A 24,011-nucleotide genomic window follows, 5' to 3' on the forward strand; every position below is an offset into this window, starting at 1 on the left:
TTAGCCCTTAACTAAGAATCACAGTCCGTCTGGCAACCTGCGGACTCTAAAGGCTTTGGTAATTAGCACGTAAGACCTGCTTGCAGGCGATGGCTGTATCTAAGCAAATTGTGGTCGTGTCGCCGTTAGGCGATGCTCTCACAAGCCTTTGACTTTAGTCACGGGTGGTTGACTTGCGATCCCTTCAATTTTGACTTAGCCTTTATTGTCGCTTTTTTTGACTGATTTTTCAAGTCTTGACAACGTGATCCGTCCTGATTTCCTTCCTAAATCATCGTGAGTGCCAGCCATTCTGGAGGAATCGTCAGACAATCGGTTAGCGCAAGCACCGCGATTTGGTACCGATTTCCCCACCAGGCTGGCTAACCAACACTGATGAACAACCCCAAGTCTACAATTCCATCAAGTTGTCCGCCATCACTTTCTCGCTAATTTTTGGTAAAAAACACTTTTTCTTGCCCGTCATTCCGCTAAATCAGTTATAATTGAACTAACTTGGAGGTTGAAACGTAATGAACTGGCAATCGATTCAAGAGCTACTAAAGCAACGACCTGAAGATTTTCAGGGATATTTAGATCGTGATATTTTGTTGCCCTTATTGTTAGGGGAAGATACGGCGGATCTGTCTTATTGGTTGGGCAAAGCGTTAGCACGGCGCCTGCCTTTAGCCGAATGGGACGATTTGGTCAGCTTCTTCGCGCTGGCGCATTGGGGTGAACTGAGCCTGATCAGTCAGAAGAAGAGCGTGACCGAATTACGCCTGCAAGGTCCAGCCGTCGCTAACCGCTTGGCCTTCCCGGCAGCGGCTAGTTTCAGTTTGGAAACTGGTTTTGTGGCGCAGACCCGTGAACAGCAGCTGGGCTTGCTGACGGAAGCGAGTTTCACCGTAGACGCGCGGCATCAGCGCGTCAGCCTGCGGATCCAAACGGACTTAAAGGATCCCGTGACGCAACCACGTCCCGAATTCATCCAATTGACCACACCGGCAGCGGACAGCGCCGCGCCAACTGAGTAGCCAGTGCCCCTCAAAAAAAAGACATTCAACGCCTGAAAGTTGCGGCGTTGAATGTCTTTTTGACTGCTTGAATTAGTGGAGCTGAGATTTATTGCGCGGTATATTTCGCTAAGGTTGCTTCAAGCTGTTCCTTGCTGTGGTAGCCGACAACTTTCTCCACAACTTCGCCATCTTTTTTGATGATCAAGGTTGGGATGGCCATAATGCCAAATTGTTGTGGTGTATTTGGGTTCTCATCCACATCCATTTTGGTGAATTTGACCTGCTTGTTCTCTTCTTCCAGCTTCTCGATAACCGGTGACTGCATCCGACAAGGACCGCACCAAGTTGCCCAGAAATCGGTTAAAACAACGCCGTGTTCAGTTTCCGCGGTGAAAGTTTTGTCTGTGATCGCTTTTACCATTCTGCTTACCTCCAATAAAGATATTATTATCTTAACTGTCCCCAACACTTTTTTCAAATTTTTTGCTTACAAAAAATAACCAAGCTGACTACTTGAAGAAAACCAGGGTCGCGCCATTACCACCAGCCGACGCCGGCGCGTATTCATAACGTTTGACGCGACGATTCTGCTTGAGATAATCCTGCACGCCTTGCCGGATCGCGCCGGTGCCTTTGCCGTGAACGATCGTCACAGACTCATAACCGGCTAATAGCGCGGCGTCAATGTAACGATCGAGATTGGCCAGCGCTTCATCATAACGTTGACCGCGCAGATCCAACTGCGTGGAAACGTGATGGTCACTACCACCGCGAACGGTGACGATCTGCCGTTGTGCCGCTGGTTGCGGCGCTTTGATCTTTTCCAATTCGCGTTCGGCGATTTTCATTTTGATGATGCCCATTTGAACTTCGTATTGATGGGCGCTTAATTTCTGAGTGACCACACCAACCTGCCCATAAGAAAGCACGCGGACATCATCGCCCACCTTGATCTCCTGCTGGCGTTTGGCGCGCTGTAAGACCTTATTTTGCTTCAGGCTGCGTTCCTGGTGCAATTGGTTCAATTGTCCCTTGGCCGCGATCAGTTGATCCTCCTTGACGCTCTGAGCGCCATTTAAGCGCATCTGCCGCAATTCGTCAATAATTTGGTCGGCCTCGGTTTGGGCTTGGTCAACCAACTGATTGGCTTTTTCCTGAGCCGTCGCTTGTAGCTGTTCTTTCTGCTTTTGAAAATCGGTCCAAGCCGACTTCAACTCATCATGCAGCGCCGTCGCTTCCTGCAATTGCTGCGCCAATTCTTCGCCCCGGGTCTCGGTTTGCTTACGCTGCGCTTCCAGGTCGCTGATCATATCATTCAAATCTTGGCTGGCGCCGTTCATCAATTCCTTGGCCGCCGCCACGATCGCTTCCGGCATACCGAGACGCCGTGAAATATCGAAAGCGTTGGAACGACCAGGCATACCGATCAACAGCCGGTAAGTCGGCTTCAGGGTCTTGACATCAAATTCCATGCTGGCATTGATTGTTTCCGGCCGTTCATAGCCATAGACCTTCAACTCGGGATAATGGGTCGAGGCCACGACTTCAGCCCCAGTGCCCCCGAGATAATCCAGAATCGCGATGGCCAAACTCGCGCCTTCCTGGGGATCGGTCCCAGCGCCCAGCTCATCCAAGAGAACCAAGTCCCGGTCGTCAACTGGATCTAGGAAGTTAATAATATTATCCATATGGCTGGAGAAAGTACTCAAGTTCTGCTCGATCGACTGTTCGTCACCAATGTCCGCGTAAATTTCGTGGAAGATTCCCACTTGACTTTCTTCTCGCGTGGGAATGAACAACCCTGATTGGGCCATCAATTGAATCAAACCCAGTGTTTTCAAGGTGATCGTTTTCCCACCGGTGTTGGGACCAGTCACCACGATCGTCTTATACGTGTCCCCAATCAAAATATCATTACTAACAACTTGGCGTGGATCCAACAAGGGATGACGCGCTTGACGCAATTTAACAATATTATCGGTGGAAACCAGGGGTTCCGTCCCACGAATTTGGGCGGCGTACTTGGCCTTGCCATTAATGAAGTCAAACTGTCCCAACAGGTATTCGTTGCTCCGCAATTCATTGGTATAAGGCGCCAAGGCCGCGGATAATTCAGCGAGGATCCGCTCGATTTCCTGTTTTTCCGCCAATTGGACCTGACGCAATTTGTTATTCATTTCCAAAATACTTTGTGGTTCCACATAGACAGTTTGCCCACTGGCGCTTTGGTCGTGAATGATGCCGCCGAATTGGTGACGGTATTCCGCCCGCACCGGAATGACATAGCGATCATTCCGAATCGTCACGATCGGTTCGCTCAGATATTTAGCCTGACTACCGCGCGTGTAGCCGTCCATCCGACTGCGGATCTCGGTTTCCTGACTGTGAATCGTTTTCCGTAAACTTTGTAGCTGACTCGAAGCCGTATCCAAAACCGTGCCGTCACTTTCGATGGAGCGGCGTAACAACTGACTCTGTTCCGGCAAATTAACCAAATTGGCCGCCAACTCAGGTAGCGCCCGTAACTCGATCGTATCATCCAAATCGCGGAAGAAATTCGTGATCTGACTGACTACCCGCAAGCTCCGGCCGATTGCCGCTAGTTCGGGACCATTCAAATTAGCACCGATTTCTAATCGGTGCAATGGCGCGTCCATGCCGACTAACTGGGCCAAAGGCAGCCCACCTTTGAGACGCAATAAGTCCGCGCCATCTTTAGTCTGATCCAACCACAACTGCACCGTATCCGCGTCCGCGCTAGGCATCAACTCGGCCAAGGTCGAGCGTCCCATTTCCGTCGCCAAATAGGGCTGGATCTGTTGTTTGATTTTATTAAATTCTAGTAATCTTAAAACTCTTGAATTCATTTGATAGTCACCACTTTACTTCAAAATACTCCGACAAAAAATGAGACCGAGCACCCTGCTCGCTCTCATTTGGCAATTGTTCATGCAACCCATAATGCGGTGATCCATTTGGTCAGGATCGGGGTGTAACGAACGATCAACGTTGCTAACCAGGATTTCTGTAACGCGTCTTGGATCCCTGGGATCGGAATGACCGCCACTAAGTAAAAACAACAAAATACGCCAAAATAGCAGACAATAAAAGCGAGGAAGAGGCTCCCGACTAAATTAGCGGTGTGGTCCACCTGAGGTAATTTCAAATAAGCCAAATCACTGAAGAACATGACCACAAGATGAGTCAGCACCCACCCGATCAATAAAATCAGTAAAAAAGCGCAACCGCGATAAAACGCCTGATCCAGATTCAACCCAACATCATTGGAGAAAAAAACGAAATGGCTGTCCAACGTTGCTGACGGGTAAGGAATCAGCAGATCAAGTTTCGTACTGAGACCTACGTAAAAAAGCCGAGCAAACAACAAACTGATCAAATAACCCAGCGTGTATGCACTCTGCAAATAAAGTCCCCGTCGAGCACCCATATAGAGATTGTAGGCAAAGATAAGAATAATCACAAAACTAAGCATAAGTTCCTCAACAATCTAACCACTTATTTTTTCCGACGTTTGGCCTGCAAATTCTCGTGGGCCAGTTGTTGTGCGACCAAATTAAACGCCAGCAAAACCGCCGCATCCTCAGAGCTCAAGAGAGGATCTCGGCGTTTCAATGCTTGCAGTTGCTCATTGACTCGCTGAGTGATCTGCGCCATCTGTTCCGGTGTCCGCGGACCAATGATCTGATATTCCCGATGATTGATCACCGCTTTGTAAGGTTGATTTTGTTTCGCCATACCTGAAAATATTCACCACGCTCATAAAACTAATTAATAGTTTATCACTAAATGCCGTTCTGAGCTAGCCTAGCCGCCAAAGAAAAAAAGGGCTCGGCGTTGCCGAACCCTTTTCACAAAACACTCAATCGTTGGATTGACCATTCAAATTCTCATCTTGCAAAAAGACGTCGAGAACGCCTTGAACCATTTCCCATTCGTCTTCATCTTCGATCGGGATCAAATCACCGGAAGTCGCATCACCATTCTCGTCTGGTGTGTAAGCGAAAGGATAGATGTCAACTGCCTCGTCCTCAGCTGAGTTGGCTGGGACCAACAGCACATAAGAACGATCATAATCTTCGGAATCGAAGGTAAATAATACTTCATAAAGCTCCTCGTTGCCATTCTCATCAACAAGGGTGATTTGGCGGTCGTCAGCATTCATATCGCTGAAATCGTCGATTTTCTTATCTGTCATAGTTCCTCCTATTGCTGGGTCAATTGCCCATGGGCGTCAAGATAATTCTGTAAGATCACCACACTAGCTAATTTGTCGATGACTTCCTTACGCTTCTTGCGTGAAACATTGCCTTCTTCGATCAGCATTCGTTCCGCTTGGACCGTTGACAAACGTTCATCCTGATAATCCACGGGTAGGCCAAATTTATGAAGCAAACGATCACCATAAGCCTTGGTCTTCGCGACCCGCGGCCCACTAGTATTGTTCATATTCTTGGGCAGACCTAAAACGAAGCCGGTGACTTGATAATCCGCCACCAACTTCTTTAACCGCTTCATGCCAAAATTCTCATTTGCTTCATCGATCTGAATGATCTCGACCCCCTGAGCGGTCCAACCCAGTTCATCGCTAATGGCAACGCCAACGGTTCGCGAGCCAACATCTAATCCCATCAAACGCATCGATCAACGATCCTTATTCAAGTATTTACGAACCAATTCTTCAATGATCTCGTCACGCTGATGCTTCAGAATCAAATTACGGGCATCATTATGCCGGGGAATATAAGCAGGGTCGCCGGAAAGCAGGTAACCAACGATTTGGTTGATCGGATTATAACCCTTCTCCTCCAAAGATTGATACACACTTTCCAAAGTATCCTTGACGTTCCTCGATTCATTTTCATTAAAAGAAAAGGACATTGTCTTATCCAATTCACTCATGACAGTCACCTCACTCTACCTGAATCATACAGGAATCATGACCAAAAAACAATGATTGTTATCATTACTTAATCTAGTTTTTAGAATCAGCGCCTTGTTGGCTAACGAAGGCCTGCGCCGCTTCTAGCGCTGCTGGTAACCCTGCTGGTTTCTTGCCACCTGCTTGGGCCAAATCAGGGCGACCGCCGCCACCGCCGTTGATTGCGGGCGCGCTGGCCTTGATGATCGCGCCGGCCTTCAGCCCTTGCGCCACCGCCGCCTCAGTCACGGCCACCAACAGGTTGGCTTTCTCTCCTTGCGCCGTCCCTAAAACTAAAACATCACTGGTAGGCTTATCCCGCCAGTTATCGGCTAACTGCCGCAATTCGTTGATCGTCACATTCGGGATCACCGCGCTGGCCAGTTTGAAAGTGCCGGCCGTGACAACTCGAACTTGATCCTGAGCCGTCGATTGCGCCAGTTTCGCTTTCAAGTTTTGTAGATCGCGTTGGCTGTCCTTCAGCTCCTGTTGCAAACTTTCGACCTTATGGGGTAATTCTTTCAACTGGTTGACTTTCAAGGTACTCGCGACTTGGTGTAACATCTGCGCTTGATCTTCCAAATATTGGAAAGCTTCGGTGGCCGTCACTGCCTCGATCCGCCGCACGCCCGCACCGATCGCTGATTCTGAGGTGATTTTGAACAGTCCGATCTCCGCGGTGTTGCTCACGTGGGTCCCACCGCACAATTCCATGGAATAATCGCCGGCCTTGACCACCCGGACCCGCTCGCCATACTTCTCACTGAATAAGGCGATCGCTCCTAATTTCTTCGCCGATTCCAGGTCTGTTTCAACCGTCTCCACCGGTAATTCCGCCCAGATCTTCTCGTTGACGATTTGTTCAACTTGCGCCAGTTGCGCTGAGGTGACCTGACCCAGATTCGTGAAATCGAAACGTAAATAGGTCGGCTCAACCAACGAACCCGCCTGATGAGTATGCTCACCTAAGACATCGCGTAACGCTTGATCCAGCAAATGAGTCGCGGTATGGTTACGGCGCACCTTCATCCGCCAAAGCTGATCCACAGCCAATGTGTACTCCTGGCCAACGATCATTGGGGTCAACACCTTGACCGTATGCAGATTTTGCCCATTTGGCGCATGCTGCACATCAACCACCTGCGCCACAACCTGACCAGCCGCATCCTGAACCACACCATGATCAGCCACCTGACCGCCCATTTCCGCGTAAAACGGCGTCCGGTCGAAAATCAATTGTGCTTGACCGCCAGCCACAGAGGCCACTTCTTGATCTGCTTGCAAGGCCACCACTAATTTAGCGCCATTCAGCGTCAAGTGTTGGTAGCCATCAAAAACACTAGCGGCCTTGATGGCCATCAGGGTCTCGTTTTGCGAGCCCATTGATTGGAGATCGCCGCGCGCCGCCCGCGCTCGCGCCTTTTGCTCCTTCATGGCTTCGTCAAATTCGGCTTCGTTGACGGTCATCCCTTCATCAGCGGCGTATTCCACCGTCAATTCGATAGGGAAGCCAAAGGTGTCAAACAATTTAAAAGCGGCGCGGCCATCAATCACCGTGCTACCAGCCAGCTTTTGCTGGGCAATCAGATCGTTGAGTAAGGCCAGCCCATCCGTCAACGTTTCGCTGAAACGATCTTCTTCGGACTTGATCACTTTAGCGATAAAGTCCTTTTGCGCGGAGACCTCTGGGTAATAGCTGGCCATGATTTCACCAACCACCGGCACTAATTGATACAAGAACGGCTTGCTGATCTGTAAACGGCGGCCGTTTAAGACGGCGCGGCGGATCAAACGGCGCAACACATAACCGCGACCTTCATTTGATGGCAAAGCGCCGTCACCAATGGCAAAACTAACCGTCCGCGCGTGATCGGCGATAATTTTAAAGGCCACATCCTGTTTGGGATCCGTGCCATATTTCACCTGACCGCTGATTTCTTCAGTCTTGTGGATCAACGGCAAGAATAAATCGGTCTCGAAATTCGTTGGCGCGTCCTGAAGCACGGAAACGACCCGCTCCAGACCCATCCCCGTATCAATATTTTTATGGGGTTGTTCCACGAAGCGGCCATCAGGTAAATGGTTGAATTCAGAGAAAACGATGTTCCATAATTCCAAATAGCGTTCATTTTCGCCGCCGGGGTAATTCTCCGGATCATCTTCGGCCACATTATTGAATTGTTGGCCACGATCGTAGAAAATCTCGGAATCAGGACCACTAGGACCCTCGCCAATATCCCAGAAATTATCTTCCACCTTGATCAGGTGATCTGTGGGTAGGCCAACAACTTCATGCCAAATGCGATAAGCTTCGGTGTCTTTCGGATAAACTGTGACGTATAAGCGCGCCGGATCCATCGCCAACCATTCTGGTGAGGTCAGAAACTCCCAGGCCCACGGAATCGCGTCCGCTTTAAAATAATCACCCACAGAGAAATTACCTAACATCTCGAAAAATGTATGGTGCCGCGCCGTTTTCCCGACGTTTTCAATATCATTGGTCCGAATACTCTTTTGCGCGTTAGTGATCCGGGGGTTTTTTGGAATAACCGTGCCGTCGAAATATTTCTTCAACGTGGCTACCCCGGAATTGATCCACAACAGGGTGGGATCATCATGGGGGATCAGTGAGGCGCTGGGTTCAACATCATGCCCCTTTGATTTGAAAAAGTCGAGAAACATTTGTCGAAACTCACTACTTGATAGTTTTTTCATGCTAACACCTTTCCTAACGACTAAACAAATAAAAACACCGTTGCTGACAAGGACGCTCATGCGCGGTACCACCTTGTTTGCAACGATGTTTGATCGTTAACCTCTTAATTGAACTACTATTCGATTGCCACTTAAGGAGCATCGATCACGCTTACGTGAAGGCTTCACACCAACAGCCTCTCTCTGAACACGGCCCGCGTCAACATATCTTAAGTCAAAAACATTATAATTAAAAAGCTGTTTCTTGTCAATCAATGACAACAAATTTTAGTTGTCCGCTAATCTAGTTGAACATTGAAGACAGAGCGGTAAACGGCGAAATGCGATAAAGGCCCATGACTGAAATCCGTTTCAGTCACATCACCAATCAAATCCAACAAGTCATTTTCCGATTTAACTTGGGTGTCAGTGCCGCCGAAAAGCCCACTATCGGAGCCAAATGGGTTCTCTTTGGCCACAGCCGGATCGTCCAGCATCTCCAGCGTTGGGAGCGGGTCAAACAACATTCCTAAGCCTAATTGGTGCTGACTCTGGCTGTCATCAATCGCCGCAAAACTACCGGCCCAATTCGCCAAAGCCGCATATTCCCACTGATTCCTTGTAGGTAGATTAGCGCCATCCCGTCGCAACTCGCGCCGTAAACCAGCAAATTCTAAGTTCTGCTGGACAAAAATATGCATGATGCCATTATTGGCCGGAATAAAGACCAAGTCATGATTACCAAAGAGGTCATTATCACTCGCAAACGGATTCAAGCTATCCGAACTACGCTCCAAATACGCCGTTATCTCACGATCATGCTTTTTCAAAAGCTTTTGATTGCCATGACGTTCACCGTTCACTAGGTTCAATTGACCAATCAATTTCAAGCTTGATGGCAATGCTTGAACGCTCATCAGAAATGGGGCCACTTCATCAAGCTCAGCGACGACGGTACCGGCTTCTTGTCCCGGCATGAAGAAATAGGTCTGTCCGTTAAGGTTGACCTCGAAAGTCCGCAAAGGACCAGCTTGGCTTGGCGTTTCTAGAGACTTGATATTTTCAACACTCCAAAGCGGATTCACAAAGTAGCGTAGGATTTGTTCAAAAACCCGCTGTTGTTCCTCCACTGTCAATTGATGCCAAGAATTCCAGTACAGCATTTTCTCTGTAATCATCGTTGCGCCTTCCTCTTCTGCTTTTGTTGTAAATGTTCCGCTCGTTGTTCAATTTTACGCTTGCGTCGGCGATCATCGCTGATGGCTTGTTTGATTTTCTTACGATAGCCCGGTTTACCTTTGCCCCGCGCCTTTTTGACGTAGCCAATCAAAGTTGGATCAAGTTTCTGTTGGGTCGCGCGGCGTTGCGTCCGGCGTTGGCGGTCGTAAGTCGTCACGATCTGACCCTTCTCCAAAGTCTTGGGCACAAACTTAACGCCGATATGTTCCAGTTGGGCAACAAGATTCTCCTCCGCTGGGCGGTACAGGGTGATGGCAGTGCCTTCAAGCCCATTGCGTCCGGTTCGGCCAACCCGATGGACGAAGAACTCCAGATCCTTCGGCAATTCATAATTGATGACCAAGGAAACTCCCGGAATATCAATGCCCCGGGCCGCCAAATCAGTAGCCACCACATACTGGTACTCCAAGTTCTCAACTTGCTTCATCACCCGCTTGCGTTCTCGCGGTTGTAAGCCCCCGTGGATTTTGGCCACGCGCAGACCTTTTTGTTTGAGATAGTCGGTTAAATCATCAACGGTCTGTTTCGTGTTGGCGAAAACCAGCGCCAAATAGGGTTGGCCGATCGTTAGTAATTGCGCGACTAACTCAGCCTTGTTCTTGCCCCCCGTCGCGAAAAGCCAGTTCTCAACTTGTGGATTGATTACAGACTTCGGCGCAAGCTTGATCTGTTCCGGCGTGTGCAGATACTTCCGCAAGAACGGTTGCAACTTATCCGGAATCGTGGCGGAAAAGACCGCTGTTTGCAACGCGGCTGGCATTTTGCTGGCAATCGCGTCAACTTGATTCAAGAAGCCCATGTCTAGGGTCATATCGGCTTCATCGATCACTAAAAAGCGAACTTGGTCAACCCGCAACGCTGCGCTGGAAACCAAATCAAGAATCCGACCAGGCGTTCCGATTACGATATCTGGTTGTTGCCGTTGCAATTTCTCGATTTGGCGCTCCTTATCACTGCCCCCCACATACAAATGGGTGGACCAATGCTCATTGCTTGCCGTCAATAGTGCCTTGGTCATTTCATAGGTTTGCGTCGCTAACTCGCGGCTAGGTGCCGTGATCACTAATTGCGCCAAATCTTCATGCTTCTCTAAGCGGCTTAGTAATGGCAACAAAAAGGCGTGGGTCTTACCACTCCCGGTTTGCGACTCGACCACCGCATCTTTGCCAGCCAGTAACACCGGAATCACCGCGTTTTGAACTGGGGTGGGTTGCCGGAAGCCAATTGCGGTCAAACCGGCCAATAAACTGTCCTTTAAGCCAAAATTTGTAAAATCATTAGGCATTGCATTTCTCCTTATTCATGACCCATCAGCTGGATCAGATTGCTGAACGACCAGCCACGTCGGCTGCCAGTTTCAGCCTCACTCAATCGAGACTGACAGCAGCGTCCTGTGCTGAAAGCTTGTTTTAGTTTACTGTGGGTTGTGTTTGATAAGCCGACCCCGCGGCGACCATTTCGGCAATGATCGTTTGCACCTCGGCTTGATCCTGGGCGTTGGCGCCACTGGCCAGCGGATGCCCACCACCATCATGCTCTTGAGCGATGGCATTGATGATTGGCCCTTTGGAACGGAAATGAACCCGATATGTGCCGTCAGGCTTTTCAACGTAGATCGACCAAAGCAGCACACCCTTCAAACGACCAGGAGTGGACACGATCGAATTCACCTGATCATCACGTAATCCTAGCTTCGCGATCAATTCGCGACTGATCATCACATGAGCGGCACCATGGCCATCAAAACTGATTTGATCGAAGACGATCGACTGCAACCGCGCCTGTGCTAACGTCATTTCATAAAGGTTCTCACTGACAACTGAATGATTGAAACCAGTGCCGACCAGTTGGGCAGCCACGTTGAAAGTATGGGTGGTGGTGGAATTATACATAAAGCGACCGGTATCTCCGACGATCCCCGCGTACAACACCCGCGCCGCTTCTTGGGTCAGCATCAAAGCGCCCTCACTGTCATTGATCAAATCAACGACCAATTCGGAGCTGCTGGATGCCTCAGTCACAACATGATAATAGTCGCCATAAGCGTCACGATTAGGATGATGATCGATTTTGATCAGGAAGTCCCCTTGGTCAAACCGGGGATCACTGATACGCGGCGTATTCGCCGTATCTACCACAATAACCAAGGCCCCTTGATAAAAGTCATCGGCAACCTCTTCGGGCTGGGCCAACCAATCTAAATCGCCGACTGAGCTCCCAACGATCTTAACTTGTTTGTCAGGATAGCCTGCTTTGATTGCTGTCGCTAGGCCAGCCTGGGACCCAACCGCATCCGGATCCGGATTTTGATGGCGGTGGATCACGATTTTATCGTAGGCTTTGATTTTTTCTAGAATCTGTGCAAAATTTGCTTCCATCGTTTATATCTCCTCAATAACTTGGCAAGTGACCATCGCTTTGGCCACGACTAGATGATCCGATAAAATATCAATATCGAAATAGGTACGCCGCCGACTGGCATTAACGACCCGTAATTTGATGGTCAATTCATGATCGATCTGGACCAAGCGTAAATAATATAGATTCAGTTGATCAACCATGCTGACCTTTTGTTGGTAAAGGCGTAATGAGCGCGTTGCGGCCAAAGTCAGCAGTTCGGTTAAGACCCCAATGGCCAAAGTCCCATCATCATTGGCCATTTGCGGTGTGACCACGGCCCGCCAAGCTGGAAAATCGTCGCCAGTGACCACTGGCGTCTCCTCAACAGACAGCGCCTCGCCGATTTGCGCCTCCAACGTCCAGGTCCCCATCTTCGAAAGCGGCCGTTCATGCGCTTGGACATCGTTGCGATTGACCAAACCGACTAAATTGAACCCAGTATCGACGACTGGCAGTAAATCAATCGAATTGGACATCAGTAGATGCGTCGCGTTAGCCAACGAGGTGTGTAAAGTCACCGTAATCGGATTCTTGACCATCACCTTATCAAGCCCAGTTCCCGCGCTGAAACCCTGAATATCGTGATAAGTGATCACGCCGACCAAGCGTCCTTTTTCGGTGACCACCGCAAACCGCGATTTATTGGTGCTATTACGCAAAGCCAGATAATCACTGACCTTTTGCGATTGCAGCAATACCTGGATCTGGTCACGAGGCTCATAAACGTCGTTGACCGTCAAAATGTCTTGCTTGATATTCTTGTTGGAAATCTCCCGGTTGATCAGGCTTGCCACGGTATAAGTGTCATAACTGGTACTGATCAAAGGCAACTCTTCATCATCAGCCAGGCGAATATTCTCGCTTGACGCCTCAAAGCCACCGGTGATCAACACCGCGGCACCGTGTTCCAGAGCGATTTGCTGAGCGCCCGTTCGATTCCCAACGATCACCAGCGACATTGGCGTGATATAGGGAATCATCGCCTCTTCCGTCATCGCGCCAATCACAAATTTATTTAAAGTTTTCGCTAGTCCGGCCGCGCCGCCAAGTAAGCGCCCATTGATCAACTCAAGAATGTCTGAGAAAGACAGTTCCTCGATCTGTTTCGGTCGCTCCTTCTCTATTCGGACCGTACCGACCCGCTCAATCGTCGCCACTAACCCATTGGTTTCTGCCGATTTGATGGCCCGATATGCCGTGCCTTCGCTGACCTGAAGCTCATGCGCGATCGAGCGCACCGAAACCTTCTGGCCGATCGGCAAAGTTTCTAAATAACGAATGATCTCTTCGTGTTTTGTTGCCAAGAACTCACCCACTTTATCTGACAGTCTACTGTATCAGTATATCTGTTTCTAAAGCTAAACACAAAACTAATCTGACGAAAATGTAACCGCAAAATCAACAAGTTATACCGCGCCCCCAATCGCACCCACACCAACGCCAAACCGATCATTAAACGGTGGCGCCAAGTCCAGTAGTAGGATGACGCTGCAAAAATGAGCATAGAAAAAGAGGCGATCCGTGGGGATCGACCTCTTTTGGTAACCATTTTTGGTAGAACAGCTTACATCATGCCGCCCATGCCAGCACCAGGGCCAGCAGGAGCATCAGACTTCTCAGGTTCTGGCTTATCAGCCACAACAGCTTCTGTCGTTAACATCAAAGCAGCAACACTGGCTGCATTTTGTAACGCCGAACGAGTGACCTTAGTTGGATCCAAGATTCCGGCCTCGATCATATTCTCCCACTTATCAGTGGCAGCGTTATAACCAACCTCGTTTGCTTGGCCCTTCATGTGTTCCACAATGACGGAACCTTCCATCCCCGCATTTTCAGCGATTTGACGAACTGGTTCTTCCAAGGCCCGAACCACGATGTTGATCCCAGTTTGAACATCGCCAGTTTCTTGCAAGGCTTTAACAGCAGAGATGACGTTGACAAAAGCAGTCCCACCACCAGCGACATAGCCTTCTTCAACTGCGGCCCGTGTTGCGTTCAGCGCGTCTTCGATGCGATATTTGCGTTCTTTCAATTCAGTTTCAGTTGCAGCCCCGACGTTGATCACCGCAACACCGCCAGCTAATTTAGCCAAACGTTCTTGCAATTTTTCCCGATCGAAATCAGAAGTTGTGTCGGCGATTTGACCCTTGATCAAGTCCACCCGTTCCTGGATCGCGTCTTTGGCACCAGCGCCTTCAACGATCGTGGTGTTGTCCTTAGTGACGGTCACTTTACCAGCTTGACCCAATTGTTCCAACTTGGTATCCTTCAATTCCAAGCCAAGGTCACTAGTAATGACAGTCCCACCGGTCAAAACAGCGATATCTTCCAATTGCGCCTTACGACGATCGCCAAAGCCAGGCGCCTTGACGGCAACAACATTAAAGGTCCCGCGGATCTTGTTCAGAACTAAGGTTGGCAATGCTTCGCCTTCCACATCGTCCGCAATGATCAAGAGCGCCTTACCTTGTTGCACGATTTCTTGCAACATTGGCAGGATTTCTTGAATGTTGCTGATCTTCTTGTCGGTGATCAAAATGTAAGGATTGTCTAAGTCAGCTTCCATCTTGTCGTTATCTGTCACCATATATTGGGACAAGTAGCCGCGATCGAATTGCATTCCTTCAACCACACTGAGATCTGTTTCAATCCCTTTGGATTCTTCGATCGTGATCACACCATCATGACCAACTTTTTCCATGGCGTCAGCAATCAATTTACCGACTTCTTCGCTGGAAGAAGAAACTGAAGCGACTTGCGCGATTTGACTCTTGTTTTCAACTTTATGCGCGATCTTGTGTAACTCGGCTACCGCAGTGGTGGTCGCTAATTCGATCCCGCGGCGGATACCAACTGGGTTGGCGCCAGCAGTGACGTTCTTCATCCCTTCGCGAATGATCGCTTGGGCCAAAACTGTGGCGGTTGTGGTCCCATCACCAGCGATATCGTTGGTCTTCGAGGCAACTTCGGAAACCAGTTTCGCGCCCATGTTCTCGAAATGATCTTCTAATTCAATGTCTTTGGCAATGGTGACCCCATCATTGGTGATTTCAGGTGAGCCATATGATTTCTCCAAAACAACATTGCGGCCTTTTGGTCCTAAAGTTGTTTTAACGGTATTTGCTAATTGATCAACGCCGCGAAGCATTGCCGCGCGCGCATCTTCAGAAAATTTGATTTCTTTCGTCATTAAAAATTACCACCTTATCAAAAAAATTTTATTTATAACGTCTGTCGTCAACGCTGAACTAGTCGACGATCGCCATGATGTCTTTCTCGTGAAGGACCAAATATGACGTGCCTTCGTATTTAACTTCAGAGCCAGCATACTTGTCGAATAACACCGTTTGGCCTGCTTTAACAGTCAAAGGTACTTGCTGACCATCATCAGTAAAGCGACCTGCGCTGATTGCCACGATCTTGCCAGTTTGTGGTTTCTCTTTAGCGTTACTTGCTAAAACAATCCCGCCAACCGTTTGTTCCTCTGGTTCTTCAACAGTTACGATCACACGATCTCCTAAAGGTTTTAACACAGAAAATCCCTCCGTTAACATTTATTCTTTTTTAGCACTCAGTTGCATCAAGTGCTAACCACAAGATTTATAATAGCATTTTTCAGGTTGATTGCAAGTTATTTCAACTCACTTCCTGATTTTTTGTGTTTAATCTTCAAATAAAGTCGTCAAAGCGGCCATATTTTACTGAAAGGTAGCGCTTGTTTTCGGGAAGCTGGTTGAGCCCAACAAAAGTTAACCTTTTTTTGCGCGACAAATATTGTTATCATGGAACTAGTTTGTTCAACTTTATCAGGTCGTGTTGCGACCATCTCTAGCGCGTAAATCAGCGCGGCGCGGCACAATCGTCGGACTGCACCAACGAAGTCCGGCTTAAGAAGAAAGGATATTGCTATGACTAATCAAGAAATCGAGCCCCGAAAAATTTGGTCTAAAATTGTTTGGATCGTGGTGAGCTATTTGGGGATTCTTCTCGTTCCCGGCTTGATTTTATCAGCGGTGGGCTTGAAAGGCGTCAGCGGCGTGAATTGGCAAATGGGGCTCAGCATTGTGCTGACCGGTGTTTTCGTTTGGTTTGACCAACGTTCAGACCGTCAGATCGGCATCCAACCTGAGGCTAAAATCGCAGTAGCCGATGTGTTATTATATGGTTTTTTGGGACTCTTGCTGTTCTATGGCGTCAACCTCATGGGCACGGTGCTGATCACCCTCTTCTCAGGCGCGCCGCAAACCTCGCAAAACACGCAAGAAATTCTGCAAGTGGTTCGCAAAGCACCACTCTATGCCGTTTATGCGGCCCTGATCGCCCCAATTTTGGAGGAGTTGGTTTTTCGCAAAACGCTTTACGGTTTAGGCAGTCGGCTGATGAACCCCACCGGCGCGGCCTTGATCTCCAGCCTACTCTTCGGCTTGGCTCATAATGACAATCGCTTCTTGATCGTCTACGCGGGCATTGGCGTCGTGCAGTGCTGGCTTTATCACAAGACCAAGTCGATCAAGGTCACCATCACCGCCCACATCATTTACAACAGCATCTCGTTGTTGATCTCTATCTTCTTGCTGAAGTAACCAATCGGCCTTCCGCGCAGGCAGCTGCCTCACCTGAACCACATTTCATTAACTTCCAGACATCAAAAAACCACCTAATCAAATTAGGTGGCTGCGCGAATAATGCTTCAAAAAAATCTAGTTGAACAAGGGATCATGGGCCAATGGGTTGATCAACGTGCCGTCTTCATTGAAGTTGTCCAAGAAGTAGATCAACGTTTGTAATTCGTTGGCCAGGTCCACATTGTGAACCCGAACATCATCGGGCACATTGACCCGCAAAGGTGTGAAGTTTAAAATACCCTTGATGCCAACTTTGACCAATTCATCGGTGATTTCCTGCGCTTGTTCGATTGGCACCGTCAAAATCACGATATCGATCTGTTGCGCGCGCAACTGTTCCTTCAACTGGGCCATCGGATAAATCGGCACGCCACTTTGAATCGTGCCTGTCAAGTCAGGATCCACATCAAAAGCAGCACTGATCCGAATATTATTCGTTTGCCGGAAATTATAGTTCAATAACGCGTGGCCCAAATTGCCCACACCAACCAAAGCCACATTCGTCAAATGGTCTTGGTTCAGCAAACGCTTGAAGAATGTCAACAAAGAGTCAACATCATAACCATAGCCACGTTTGCCTAAAGCGCCAAAGTAAGAAAAGTCACGGCGGATCGTCGCGCTGTCCACTTTAACAGCTTCAGAGAGTTCCGCGGAGGAAACCTTCTTTTTCTCGCCATCGTGGAGAAATTGTAAATAACGGTAATATAAAGGTAAACGGCGTGCCGTTGCCTTTGGAATTTTTATTTCAGCCATTGCTGAAACACCTCAGTCTTTCAATCGTTTTTTTGTAAAGCTTGTCAATTATCCAAAATGATTATTCCACAAATTGAGTAAATAAACAACTTGTTTTCTAAGTTGCATAATAACCGTTTCGTGAAAAAGATGCAATAAAAATGCTTGAACCCTTTATTCTATAGCTTTCCACATTATAATGTTCTCACATCAAAAGAATTTAAACTTTTATTAATTTTCATTTGTTACGGAGGAAACTCACAATGATTATACTGCAAGCGCAACAAGTCGCTCGTTTTTTCGGCGCCGAAACGCTGTTCTCAGGTGTCAATTTAGAGGTCCAAGATCAAGGCCGCGTCGGGCTCGTGGGCGTTAATGGCTCGGGAAAATCAACATTACTAAAGATCATCGCCGGCATCGATTCCCCCGATGAGGGTCAAGTCGTCAAGAATAAAGGCCTGACCATTGGCTATTTGGCTCAAAATAGTGGCCTGGATTCCCACAACACGATCATTGCGGAAATGACGGCGGTCTTCGCCGCTGTTCAAGCGATGGAACGCCAATTGCGCCAGTTGGAACTTGACTTGGCCCAACACCCGACCGATCAGGAACTATTGAATCAATATGACCAACTACAGAATCGCTTTAAGTTGGCGAACGGCTACGGCTACGAGGCGGAAATCAAGACCGTCCTCCAAGGCTTTCAATTCCCAGCTGAAACTTATCAGAAACCAATCAGCTCATTATCCGGTGGTGAACGTTCACGACTAGCGCTGGCGAAAATTCTGTTGCAACGTCCGGATCTGCTGATTTTAGACGAGCCGACCAACCACTTGGATATCGAGACCCTGAACTGGTTAGAAAACTATTTACAAAGCTATCGCGGCGCTCTGCTGATTGTTTCTCATGACCAATACTTCCTGGATCATGTTACCAAGGAAATCTTCGCGCTTGAGCACCACAGTTTGACCCATTATCACGGCAATTACAGCGCCTATTTGCAACAACGGGCTCAGAACTTCCAGACGGCAACCAAGGCTTACGAGCAGCAACAAGCGGAGATCAAAAAACTGGAAACCTTCGTGGAAAAGAACATCACCCGAGCTTCCACCACCAAACGAGCACAAGCGCGCCGGAAACAGTTGGAGAAAATGGTTCGTCTGGACAAACCAGTCGACAGTAATCAAAGTCTCCACTTTCACTTTGACTTAACCAAAGAAACTGGTAAGGAAGTTCTCTTCGTCCGCGACTTAGCGATCGGTTATGAAGACCGAGTCATGTCCAGCCCCATCAATTTCGCCGTGATCAAGCACCAGCGCGTGGCGATCATCGGCCCCAACGGTGTGGGTAAGTCCACCTTAGTCAAGACCCTCTTGCAACAGATTCCCGCGCTAGCCGGTAGTTTCAAGTTTGGCGCCAACGTCCAGATTGGTTACTATGATCAGGATCAACGCCAACTGGACCCACAATTGACCGTGTTGGAAACGATCTGGCAAGAACATCCCTTACTCCCGGAGCAAGAGATTCGTACTGTTTTAGGCAGTTTCCTGTTCAGCGGTGATGATGTTCAAAAAGTGGTCCATCAGCTTTCTGGTGGTGAAAAAGCGCGTCTGCTTTTAACCAAGTTGGCCATGGAGAAACGCAATGTCTTGCTGATGGACGAACCAACGAACCACTTGGATATCCAGTCCAAAGAAGTCCTGGAACAGGCCCTGGCTAACTTTGCCGGAACGCTGATTTTCGTCTCCCACGACCGTTACTTGATCAATAGCTTAGCCGATCGGATCGTGGACTTAACGCCAACTGGCAGTCAGGTTTACGAAGGTAATTACGACTTTTATCTGGAGAAGCGCCAACCGGAAATCGCGGCGGTCACCACAACCACTGAAATTTCTGATAATCAAGCGCAGTTCATCGCCGACAAGGCCCAACAACGGGAATTGCGGAAACTGGAGCGGGCGGTCAGTCACGCCGAAACGCAGATGAACGAGCGTCACCAACAAGCAGAGGCCTTGCAGCAACAAATGGCCCAACCAGCGATCCAGGCCGACTTTGTCAAGCTAGGTGATCTGCAAAAGGAACTGGACCAGGTTCAAGCGGCCGAAACCGCCGCGGAGAATGAGTGGCTGCTGGCAACCGAGGCTTTGGAACAAGGGCCAACGACAAATTAAGCTGGCTGTTCGCGGTTGACCTCAAGCAAACCCACCGCGCTACAATTTTAATTCAGTCAATTTCAATTTCAATGCCGCCAATTTCAAGGTCAGTCGCAAGTAAGAAATCAGGAAAAATGAGTATAACAAAAGCGCCTATTCCGACGAATATGGCGCTTTTTGCTATGTTAACTTATTTGGAACAATCGATCAATTTGAACTATTCGCCCATCAATTTCTCAGCTTGTGCCAAAACAGCGTCGCCATCCATCATGCCATATGAACGCATGTCGATCACTTCAACTGGAATGTTCTTGCCTGATACTTTATCTTGGAATTGCTTCAACATATAACGAACTTGTGGTCCTAAGAGGAGAACATTAACGTCATTAGATGCCAAGGCGTTATCAGCGTCACCAGCAGCGGTTGCGAAGATGTTTGCTTCGATTCCCTTTGCTGCTGCAGCCTTTTGCATTTTTGAAACTAATAAACTGGTAGACATACCAGCACTACATACTAACATGATTGTTTTCTCGGCCATGATAAAAACGCTCCTTACAAAATGTTAATGAAAACGGTTAAACCGTTTTCAATACAATATCGATGATAGTCTAAAAAAGCTGATGTGTCAATGATTAATATCTAACGAGATCCAAGCTGGGATCCGCGTTCAAGGTCAGATCAGCTACCGGCGCGCCGGTGTCCAAGTAAACTTGCGCCGCGGCACCAATCATGGCAGCGTTATCACCACAAAGCCGCAATGGCGGCACGATCAATTCGATCTCGGGAAAATTCGTGGTCAAATTGGCGCTCATCATTTCCCGCAAGCCCTGATTAGCAGCCACGCCACCGGCAATCACCAATTGTTCAACCGGATATTGCGCCAGCGCATGCATGGTTTTGGTCACCAGTACCTCACCGACGCTGGCTTGAAAGCTAGCCGCGAGATCTTCCCGCGCTAAAGTCTCGCCGATTTGACTGGCATGATGGACCCGATTGATGAAGGCACTTTTTAACCCGCTGAAACTGAAGTCAAAATTGTCTTCGTCAATCATCGCCCGAGGAAACTTGAAGGTGTCCCGCCCCAGATGCGCCAACCGATCAACTTCTTTGCCCGCGGGGTAATTGATGCCTAACACGCGCCCGATCTTATCATAGGCCTCGCCAGCGGCATCATCCCGGGTCTCGCCGAGCAACTCGAATTGATTCGGCGCTGAAACCAGAACCAGCTCTGTGTGCCCGCCAGAGACCACCAAGGCCATAAATGGGTACACCAAAGGCTTGACCAGCTGCGCCGCATAAATGTGACCCGCCAAATGATTGATCGGCAATAACGGCAAATGATGCGCGTAGGCCAAGGCCTTAGCCGCGCTGATCCCAATCAAAAGTGACCCCACCAATCCCGGGCCATAAGTGACCGCGACCGCTGACAAATCTTCGTAACTCACGTGGGCCTCAGTTAGCGCTAACTCAGTACAGTGAAGGATCTGTTCCACATGATGACGGCTGGCCACTTCAGGTACGACCCCACCAAAACGTTGGTGACTCTTGATTTGAGTGGCAATAATGTTGCTCAAGATCTGGCGTCCAGATTCGATCACGGCCACACTGGTTTCATCACAACTGGTTTCAAACGCTAAAATCAATTCTCTCCGATTATTCTTCAAAACGTTCATCGCTCATTTCATTTTTTTGGCTGCTGGGACGGATCTAATGCTAATAGCATTGAGACCGCGTCCGCGTGTTCCTGTTCATAATAGTTACGCCGGATCCGTACGGGTTTGAACCCCAGTTGGCGATACAAGCCCAGCGCCGGTTCATTATCGACCCGAGCCTCAAGGGTGACGCGCTGGCAGTCCTGCGCTTGCGCAACCTCAATCAAGAAGGCCATCATCCGTCGGCCCAATCCCTGGCGTTGCCACGTGCTCAGGAGGGCGATATTGGTGATATGAACCTCTTCTGACGAAAACCAAGCGCCAATAAAGCCAACTAATTGGGTCTCGTTGGCACAAAGCCCCAAATAAAGGCGGTCGCCTTGGCGCGTCATTTCATTCATAAACGTTAGCCGATCCCAGGGCATCTTCCCTTGATAGACATCGCGCTCAATGGCCAACGCCTGGTTCAAGTCAGCCACGACCAACCGCCGCAGCGTCATCGTGGTCGCTCCCTGTTGCCATTGAAGCGGTAATTTCGCTGTTGGTGGCTGAGGCGCAATGGGCACCGGCGGCCAGAAAAACTGTTTAAACTTCCTCAACAAAGTTTTCATGTGCCTCACCTGGATGATTCTTTAGCCACGTCGCTTCCGCCTCGGTTGGTCGTAGGTAATTAGGCGCAAACCCATTCAGATCCTGAACCAGTTGCGCTGGTGTCGCCAATAAATCAAAATCTGCTGCGTTAGGCATTGACACACTTCCTGTGGCGACAGTAACGGTTGCGTCAGGCCAAGCTTGGCGCCACCAAGCTTGTTGCTGTTCGGTCAGCTGGCCCGTGACCACGATCGGTCCCGTTGGCGCCAACACCTGCGCTTGCGCAACGATTTGGGCCGCCGCTAAATACTGATCAGGCTGAAGACTCTGGACAGTAGCAGGTTCTGTCGCCGACCAACGGTAAAACCCAGCAAAATAGCAGTCACGCCGAGCATCGATCAGCGGCACGATCAGTGGGCTTGTGTGTTGCCAACGCCAAGCTGTCGTCAAAGCCGCCAAACTGGAAACACCGTATAAAGGAATCTTCAAAGTCCAGGCTAACATCTTGGCAGTGGTGATGGCAATTCGGACCCCGGTATAAGATCCTGGGCCCATGGCAACCACGATTCTAGTGACCGCCGCCAATTCCACGCCAGCATAACTCAAGGCCTGATCGATTGCCGGCATTAACGTCGCGCTATGATTCTTGGCCTTGGCGGTTTGGATCGTGGCCAAGGGCTGCCCATCCGCGATGACAGCCACGCTTAAAGGTAGATTTGATGTATCTAATGCTAGAGTCAGCACAAAAAAACGCCTCTGCTTTCTGAAAATATCTAGCTTAAGTTTAACACATCCCTTTTGGATCGGGGAAAATTGTTTTTCACGGCGCTCGCATCACATGACTGCCGTGATTTTGATCAGACAACCTAGGCGATGACGATCGCGCCTCGTTGCCTTTGGTTGCGGCAATTGCCCGCAGCCACTGGCTCAAGTCGAAATCGTGATCGCAAAAAAAGTGACCGCGCTAAATTGTCGAGACGGGGATTCGGGGACCTGATCCGCTAAGAACAAATCCCTTACCCTAAAGGCAATAGGCGATCACTTCAAGTTCATAATAAACCAAATATTAATATTTGTCCAATTAGTTAGATCGGGTATTTCCACCTAAGAGATGTGATTAGGACATCCTTCCCGACACTAACTGGTCGATGACGATTTCAAAATGACCACCGCGACTGGCGCGGCTGATGGCATCTGCGCAACTGAAGCACGCCCAGCGGCTGACAAGCCTCGTCTGGTCGCGATGATTCCTACCTAGGTAGTTCTTTGCCTGTGTCCTTAGTTGAAGTCCGATAAAGGCCGTTCAGTCCAACCGCTGGGTCAACTTCAGGCGCGTGACCGCCTTGAGCATCACATAAATACCCACGAAATAGATGGGGATCATCAATAATTCCTTCGGTAAACGTAGCCAAAATAATGGCCAAAAGGAAACGTGATACATGAGTTGCAAGACGGCCGTGTTGATCACCAAATTGCTGCCCAAATTAATGATCACCGCCACCAACAATACACGCCACCAGCTGACCGTTGACATTTTGCGCTGATCCAACAACCAGCCATAAATGACGCCGCTGAAAATGGCCACCAACGTAAACGCCGGATTGAACGCCCCCTGCGGAAACAGCGAGGCCCCGATCAAATCACTCACACCCCCGGCGATACCCGCGTAAAACGGACCATACCAATAGCCAATCAAGGCTGACACAATGAAAGTGGCCGACACTTTCAAGAAATTCGTGCCAAAAGAAAAACGACCTAAAATCAGCTGAATCGCGATTAGGGCCGCTAAGAAGACAAGCCTTTGCATGGACAGACCATGCCTATTTGTTTTTTCCATTCTGAACACTCCCTCGTTGGAGCGCCACCAAAAGCGGCGAATGCGGCAGCTAAACCGCGATCGAATCCGTTCGATCTTCGTCCGATGTTCACATTCCGTTCCATCAGCACTTTACGCTTAGCCGCCTACTCCGAATAGAAAAATTCTACTG

23 protein-coding genes and 1 riboswitch are annotated in these 24,011 nt (G+C 49.0%); of the genes, 3 read left to right on the top strand and 20 right to left on the bottom strand.

Features of this window, described 5'->3' with window-relative positions:
* The first annotated feature begins 512 nt into the window (after positions 1-512).
* Positions 513-1,016: a DUF2507 domain-containing protein gene (locus tag ACYVSB_RS10180; RefSeq protein ID WP_461219279.1), complete on the top strand. Its 504-nt coding sequence runs from the start codon at positions 513-515 to the stop codon at positions 1,014-1,016.
* A gap of 88 nt (positions 1,017-1,104) precedes the next feature.
* Here ACYVSB_RS10180 and trxA read toward each other — a convergent pair whose 3' ends face one another.
* The 14 genes from trxA to groES form a co-directional block, all read right to left on the bottom strand.
* The gene (gene trxA, locus ACYVSB_RS10185; RefSeq protein WP_125598761.1) at positions 1,105-1,419 is read right to left on the bottom strand and encodes a thioredoxin; all 315 of its coding nucleotides are present in this window, start codon (positions 1,417-1,419) and stop codon (positions 1,105-1,107) included.
* Positions 1,420-1,507: 88 nt separating this feature from the next.
* Positions 1,508-3,865 carry an endonuclease MutS2 gene (locus ACYVSB_RS10190; RefSeq protein WP_461219280.1) on the bottom strand — a complete coding sequence of 786 codons (2,358 nt, stop codon included), beginning with the start codon at positions 3,863-3,865 and terminating at the stop codon, positions 1,508-1,510.
* A gap of 80 nt (positions 3,866-3,945) precedes the next feature.
* Positions 3,946-4,491 carry a CvpA family protein gene (locus ACYVSB_RS10195; RefSeq protein ID WP_461219281.1) on the bottom strand — a complete coding sequence of 182 codons (546 nt, stop codon included), beginning with the start codon at positions 4,489-4,491 and terminating at the stop codon, positions 3,946-3,948.
* 23 nt (positions 4,492-4,514) lie between these two features.
* Positions 4,515-4,754 carry a cell division protein ZapA gene (locus ACYVSB_RS10200; protein ID WP_461219282.1) on the bottom strand — a complete coding sequence of 80 codons (240 nt, stop codon included), beginning with the start codon at positions 4,752-4,754 and terminating at the stop codon, positions 4,515-4,517.
* 124 nt (positions 4,755-4,878) lie between these two features.
* A complete protein-coding gene (locus tag ACYVSB_RS10205; protein WP_191987498.1) occupies positions 4,879-5,181 on the bottom strand; it encodes a DUF1292 domain-containing protein in 303 nt (100 codons plus the stop codon).
* Between the two features lie 41 nt (positions 5,182-5,222).
* A complete protein-coding gene (gene ruvX / locus ACYVSB_RS10210) occupies positions 5,223-5,657 on the bottom strand; it encodes a Holliday junction resolvase RuvX (protein ID WP_461219283.1) in 435 nt (144 codons plus the stop codon).
* Between the two features lie 3 nt (positions 5,658-5,660).
* Positions 5,661-5,918 (bottom strand): IreB family regulatory phosphoprotein, encoded by a 258-nt coding sequence (locus ACYVSB_RS10215; RefSeq protein ID WP_461219284.1) that lies wholly within the window; start codon positions 5,916-5,918, stop codon positions 5,661-5,663.
* Between the two features lie 73 nt (positions 5,919-5,991).
* Positions 5,992-8,652: an alanine--tRNA ligase gene (gene alaS, locus ACYVSB_RS10220; protein WP_461219285.1), complete on the bottom strand. Its 2,661-nt coding sequence runs from the start codon at positions 8,650-8,652 to the stop codon at positions 5,992-5,994.
* Positions 8,653-8,930: 278 nt separating this feature from the next.
* Positions 8,931-9,809, bottom strand: a complete 879-nt coding sequence (locus tag ACYVSB_RS10225; protein WP_461219286.1) for a hypothetical protein — start codon at positions 9,807-9,809, stop codon at positions 8,931-8,933.
* Positions 9,806-11,155, bottom strand: coding sequence for a DEAD/DEAH box helicase (locus ACYVSB_RS10230; protein ID WP_461219287.1), 1,350 nt, complete (start codon positions 11,153-11,155; stop codon positions 9,806-9,808). Before ACYVSB_RS10230 ends, ACYVSB_RS10225 begins: the two co-directional genes overlap by 4 nt.
* Before the next feature lie 124 nt (positions 11,156-11,279).
* Entirely contained in the window at positions 11,280-12,248 is a 969-nt protein-coding gene (locus ACYVSB_RS10235) for a DHH family phosphoesterase (RefSeq protein ID WP_461219288.1), read from the bottom strand.
* Positions 12,249-12,251: 3 nt separating this feature from the next.
* Positions 12,252-13,574 carry a DRTGG domain-containing protein gene (locus ACYVSB_RS10240; protein ID WP_461219289.1) on the bottom strand — a complete coding sequence of 441 codons (1,323 nt, stop codon included), beginning with the start codon at positions 13,572-13,574 and terminating at the stop codon, positions 12,252-12,254.
* Between the two features lie 260 nt (positions 13,575-13,834).
* The gene (gene groL, locus ACYVSB_RS10245; RefSeq protein WP_461219290.1) at positions 13,835-15,460 is read right to left on the bottom strand and encodes a chaperonin GroEL; all 1,626 of its coding nucleotides are present in this window, start codon (positions 15,458-15,460) and stop codon (positions 13,835-13,837) included.
* A gap of 58 nt (positions 15,461-15,518) precedes the next feature.
* On the bottom strand, positions 15,519-15,803 hold the full coding sequence (gene groES, locus ACYVSB_RS10250) for a co-chaperone GroES (RefSeq protein WP_461219291.1): 285 nt from the start codon (positions 15,801-15,803) through the stop codon (positions 15,519-15,521).
* 375 nt (positions 15,804-16,178) lie between these two features.
* Between groES and ACYVSB_RS10255 the strand changes: the two genes are divergently transcribed.
* The gene (locus ACYVSB_RS10255) at positions 16,179-16,853 is read left to right on the top strand and encodes a lysostaphin resistance A-like protein (RefSeq protein ID WP_461219292.1); all 675 of its coding nucleotides are present in this window, start codon (positions 16,179-16,181) and stop codon (positions 16,851-16,853) included.
* Between the two features lie 117 nt (positions 16,854-16,970).
* Here ACYVSB_RS10255 and ACYVSB_RS10260 read toward each other — a convergent pair whose 3' ends face one another.
* Entirely contained in the window at positions 16,971-17,648 is a 678-nt protein-coding gene (locus ACYVSB_RS10260; protein WP_125598803.1) for a redox-sensing transcriptional repressor Rex, read from the bottom strand.
* Between the two features lie 242 nt (positions 17,649-17,890).
* Here ACYVSB_RS10260 and ACYVSB_RS10265 point away from each other — a divergent pair, with 242 nt between their 5' ends.
* Positions 17,891-19,798 (top strand): ABC-F family ATP-binding cassette domain-containing protein, encoded by a 1,908-nt coding sequence (locus ACYVSB_RS10265; RefSeq protein ID WP_461219293.1) that lies wholly within the window; start codon positions 17,891-17,893, stop codon positions 19,796-19,798.
* Between the two features lie 199 nt (positions 19,799-19,997).
* On the opposite strand, the gene ACYVSB_RS10270 is transcribed toward ACYVSB_RS10265, so the two are convergent.
* From ACYVSB_RS10270 to ACYVSB_RS10290, 5 genes are all read right to left on the bottom strand, one after another.
* A complete protein-coding gene (locus tag ACYVSB_RS10270) occupies positions 19,998-20,318 on the bottom strand; it encodes a PTS sugar transporter subunit IIB (protein WP_461219294.1) in 321 nt (106 codons plus the stop codon).
* Positions 20,319-20,412: 94 nt separating this feature from the next.
* The gene (tsaD, locus tag ACYVSB_RS10275) at positions 20,413-21,453 is read right to left on the bottom strand and encodes a tRNA (adenosine(37)-N6)-threonylcarbamoyltransferase complex transferase subunit TsaD (protein WP_461219295.1); all 1,041 of its coding nucleotides are present in this window, start codon (positions 21,451-21,453) and stop codon (positions 20,413-20,415) included.
* 8 nt (positions 21,454-21,461) lie between these two features.
* A complete protein-coding gene (gene rimI / locus ACYVSB_RS10280) occupies positions 21,462-22,031 on the bottom strand; it encodes a ribosomal protein S18-alanine N-acetyltransferase (protein WP_461219296.1) in 570 nt (189 codons plus the stop codon).
* Positions 22,018-22,767 (bottom strand): tRNA (adenosine(37)-N6)-threonylcarbamoyltransferase complex dimerization subunit type 1 TsaB, encoded by a 750-nt coding sequence (gene tsaB, locus ACYVSB_RS10285; RefSeq protein ID WP_461219297.1) that lies wholly within the window; start codon positions 22,765-22,767, stop codon positions 22,018-22,020. The genes rimI and tsaB overlap by 14 nt, the downstream gene beginning before the upstream one ends.
* Positions 22,768-23,326: 559 nt before the next feature.
* Positions 23,327-23,860 carry a folate family ECF transporter S component gene (locus ACYVSB_RS10290; protein WP_461219298.1) on the bottom strand — a complete coding sequence of 178 codons (534 nt, stop codon included), beginning with the start codon at positions 23,858-23,860 and terminating at the stop codon, positions 23,327-23,329.
* 32 nt (positions 23,861-23,892) lie between these two features.
* Positions 23,893-23,995: riboswitch (THF riboswitch) on the bottom strand.
* Positions 23,996-24,011 lie beyond the last annotated feature (16 nt).

It is taken from the genome of Lapidilactobacillus salsurivasis (assembly GCF_054785215.1).